At 43.7% G+C, this 3612-nt stretch carries 4 protein-coding genes and 1 pseudogene; 3 read left to right on the top strand and 2 right to left on the bottom strand.

What is annotated here, in order from left to right:
- Together WBA23_RS02995 and WBA23_RS02990 are read left to right on the top strand one after the other, a co-directional pair.
- Positions 1 to 216, top strand: a pseudogene (locus tag WBA23_RS02995) (TIGR00374 family protein); the annotation flags it as partial.
- A 96-nt stretch (positions 217 to 312) separates the two neighbouring features.
- On the top strand, positions 313 to 783 hold the full coding sequence (locus WBA23_RS02990) for a hypothetical protein (protein ID WP_424580764.1): 471 nt from the start codon (positions 313 to 315) through the stop codon (positions 781 to 783).
- Positions 784 to 889: 106 nt separating this feature from the next.
- Here WBA23_RS02990 and WBA23_RS02985 read toward each other — a convergent pair whose 3' ends face one another.
- The gene (locus tag WBA23_RS02985; RefSeq protein WP_424580763.1) at positions 890 to 1309 is read right to left on the bottom strand and encodes a nucleoside-diphosphate kinase; all 420 of its coding nucleotides are present in this window, start codon (positions 1307 to 1309) and stop codon (positions 890 to 892) included.
- Between the two features lie 91 nt (positions 1310 to 1400).
- Between WBA23_RS02985 and WBA23_RS02980 the strand changes: the two genes are divergently transcribed.
- Positions 1401 to 2474: a S66 peptidase family protein gene (locus tag WBA23_RS02980; RefSeq protein ID WP_424580762.1), complete on the top strand. Its 1074-nt coding sequence runs from the start codon at positions 1401 to 1403 to the stop codon at positions 2472 to 2474.
- 1 nt (position 2475) lies between these two features.
- Here WBA23_RS02980 and WBA23_RS02975 read toward each other — a convergent pair whose 3' ends face one another.
- On the bottom strand, positions 2476 to 3402 hold the full coding sequence (locus WBA23_RS02975; RefSeq protein WP_424580761.1) for an endonuclease/exonuclease/phosphatase family protein: 927 nt from the start codon (positions 3400 to 3402) through the stop codon (positions 2476 to 2478).
- Between the last annotated feature and the right edge of the window lie 210 nt (positions 3403 to 3612).

The following is a 3612-nucleotide window of genomic DNA, read 5'->3' as shown; positions in this document are numbered from 1 at the left end:
CCCGGTAGCAGTGGTACGGCCGAGTTTTTCTTCAACCAGTTCTTCTACGAGTTCCTGGGTGATTATACCATTGTAACCAATATTTTGTGGCGGATGCTCACCTACTATCCGTACCTGTTGCTCGGGGCAATCTTTTTACCCAGATGGATAAAGAGAGTGTTCTTTGATAAAAAGGAAGAGAAGAACCAAGAACAGTCAGTAGAGATGCAGAAATGATACGCTACGTCCCGCATTCTGATGAGAACATTTCTATTTCTTGAACCGTAAAACTTTATAGATCGGCACTTTTTTTATCTATAAACGAATATAGCTATGGTTCAATTAAGGAGTTTCTTCGCGATTTGCATTGTTACTATTGCTTTGGGGAGTGTATCCTGCACACTAAAGCCAGTAGCTTCAGAGAATTACCTAATCAAGAATAATTTGCATCAAGCCAACATAGATAGTTTAGGCGACGGAAAAATACTAATCTACAATGGCGCTGATCCCTTATTGATGGGCAACGACGATCGGATGAATATATGGATTAATGGTAAACCGCTAGGTCAGCTACGGTCCCGAGAATACACAGTGGTTGATGTTGGTATGGGCGACTGCGAATTTAATTTAGCCCGTAGAAGTCTCTTCCTTATAAAGTCTAATCATACTATCAAGATCAATCCTGGTACCAAAGTAGTTAGTATTGACCCTGTCTTCGTAACGAATACGATGACTCAAACCAACAAATTACCCTCCTGGTTGGAGAAATACGCCTACGTAAAGAGTCCAGAGATGGCTAATTAACATTAGTAAACCGTTTTTTGCTTGCGGTAAATATCCTCGCCAATGTTAAACATCCGAAGCCTTTCCTAACCGGATAAGCACCTTCGGATATTTTCTTTCAAAATAACTAAGACCGTTCTATCTCCGCGAAGAAAAAGCTACCTTCTTGTTGGGCAGTTTCGTCGGCATCGGAACCGTGTACGGCGTTGGCCTCAATCGACTTAGCGTATAATTTGCGAATGGTTCCTTCTTCCGCCTCCGCTGGATTGGTGGCTCCGATCAGTTTACGAAAATCGGCTACCGCATTATCTTTTTCTAAGATCAGGGCTACAATAGGGCCGGACGACATGTAGTCAGTCAGGTCGTTATAGAATGGGCGCTCCTTATGGACTTCGTAGAATTTGCCAGCAGTCTGCTTGCCAAGCTGAGTTTTTTTCATCGCTACAATGCGAAAACCCGCTTCCTCCATCATCTTTAAAATTGCGCCAATATTACCTTCCGACACTGCGTCGGGCTTAATCATAGAAAAGGTTCTGTTTCCTGCCATGTTTGTTAATTTATACTAACTTGCTGATTACAAATTTCCCGCAAAGCTAACAGTTTATCCGCATCTTCCCGAATTTTTATACCATTAGATTATGCACCGTCGCCAGTTCTTTCGCAATGCTACTGCTGCCTCATTTACCGGGCTACTGGTCCCATCGTTGAAGATAACCGCTCCGCCTAATCCTATAAAACCCAATAGATTGAAAGCTGGTGATACTATTGGGCTAATCACGCCTTCCCGCTACCTCACTGAAGAAAAGCTGCGCGAATCGGTAGAGAATTTAGCGAAGCTCGGTTTTCGAGTGAAGTACACTGAAAATATGCTAGTAAAGAAGGGATACTTAGGCGGCACCGATCGGCAGCGAGCCGATGACATTAACCAGATGTTTGCCGATGAAGACGTAGCCGGAATTATGTGCGCCGCCGGAGGTTACGGTACCACTCGCCTACTTCCTTATTTAGACTACGACTTAATTCGCAATAACCCCAAAGTTCTCATTGGCTACAGCGATATTACTGGGTTACTCTACGGTTTACATAGCCAGACGGGATTGATTTGCTTTCATGGACCGATGAGCACTTCGGACTACAATGATTACACCCGCGAATATTTTCAAAAAATACTATTGGAACCAAGTAGTTCGCTCACCTACCAAAATCCGGAAAATATTAGCGAGAAAGAATTGGTGCCACTCTATCTGCAAGACGAAGCGGATACTACTATTTCTACTGCCGAGCTAATTACCCTTGCTCCAGGAGAAGCCGAAGGAAGTTTGGTGGGCGGTAACCTTACGCTAGTTAGCTCCATGTGCGGTACGCCTTATGATATCGACATGCGCGATAAGATTGTGTTTCTAGAAGATGTAGGTGAAGCTCCCTACCGCATCGACCGAATGCTCACTCAACTACTACTTGATCCTGAAAAGCTTCCCGCGGCCAAAGGTATCGTTCTTGGTTTGTTCACCGATTGTGAAACTGATGATGAAGATAAGTCTTTCTCGCTGGCCCACGTACTTTACGACCGTCTGGCTTCCCTCGGCATCCCGGTACTCTATGGACTAATGTTCGGTCACATTAAACGTAACGCTACTATCCCATTCGGTGCTCAAGCTCGGTTAGATGCCAGTGAAAAGAAGCTAATGCTTTTAGAAAAAGCAGTGGTTTAAGTCAATTTGCAATACCAACAGTTACGATAACCGGCAAATGATCTGAACCTACATTAGGCCCCATCTCCCGAGCTAATACTACCACGTCTTCACTAATCAAACAGTGGTCAATGGGTATTTGAAGCGGAAAAATATAAGCAGGCCACGATGGCTGTAATCCGTACCCTAGCCGCGAATCGCGCAACTTAGTTTCTTCGGTTAGCCGGGAAAAATTAGGGGAAAAAGACGTACAATTTAAATCGCCGACCAGCACCACGGGATTCGTTTGCTGCGAAGCTAATTTCCCCAAATTGGTAAGTTGCTTATTCCGCCATTGGTAGTTTTCAAATCCACCCGGTGACATAGGATGAGTTCCGATAATAGTGACTAACTGATCGTCGAGATTTACATTCGCTACCACAGTAGGTGCTTGAGCTTCGCTCAGTAGTACAGAATACGCATTTCTCAAGGGGATTTTGCTCAGCATTCCAATGCCGAAATTATTGCCTTGCGGTTGCATGTGCTGGTAAGAATACTCATCGTATAAATCGCGAAGTTGGTCTTTCCAAGTGGTAGTAAGTTCCAGAACAACCACAACATCAGGTTGAGCAGTATAAATGAACTCCTTAACCTGCGCGTACTCATGATTAGACGATAGTAAATTAATTGAGGCTATCTTTAGTACGCTCGAAGTAGATTGGGGCACATTATTAGGCCAGTAAAATTTTAGTAAGCTGCTTAGGATAAGCAATACGAAAACTCCGTTTACTATCGCTATATTTCTCTTCCTAAAAACAATAGAAAGAGTGAACAGCACCAGAAAATAAAATAGATACTGCACTCTGAAATGTGAAAAAATATCGAGCAGCCAGTGGTACTTTCCCAGAAATCCAATTAAGAAGCAAAGAATGCCAAGTAGTGTAGCGGGTAGCACTAATTTTCTAAACATAGAAGTAGATCAAAGTCAATGCATGTGCCTCATCAGTTACTCCTTTTCTTGGAATGGCCTCGGAGATTTTTGAGAGAGTCTATTCTATTGGTCTGATGGGCGCAGCACCCGCACGGGATCATCTGGCTGCGATAATAACTCGGGTGCTTCCTCTTCTAGCAGTTCCAGTGCTACCTCAATAGCTTTTTCTAGTTGAGGATCGCCCCCTTC

Origin of the sequence: Tunicatimonas sp. (assembly GCF_049647865.1) — a bacterium.
Taxonomy (GTDB): domain Bacteria; phylum Bacteroidota; class Bacteroidia; order Cytophagales; family Cyclobacteriaceae; genus Tunicatimonas.
This window is presented reverse-complemented; position numbering and strand designations above follow the sequence as displayed.

Bases quoted from the DNA above. Each gene is read 5' to 3' on its own strand.
- WBA23_RS02990 (WP_424580764.1), top strand. From the start codon at position 313: ATGGTTCAATTAAGGAGTTTCTTCGCGATTTGCATTGTTACTATTGCT.
- WBA23_RS02985 (WP_424580763.1), bottom strand. From the start codon at position 1,309: ATGGCAGGAAACAGAACCTTTTCTATGATTAAGCCCGACGCAGTGTCG.
- WBA23_RS02975 (WP_424580761.1), bottom strand. From the start codon at position 3,402: ATGTTTAGAAAATTAGTGCTACCCGCTACACTACTTGGCATTCTTTGC.
- WBA23_RS02980 (WP_424580762.1), top strand. From the start codon at position 1,401: ATGCACCGTCGCCAGTTCTTTCGCAATGCTACTGCTGCCTCATTTACC.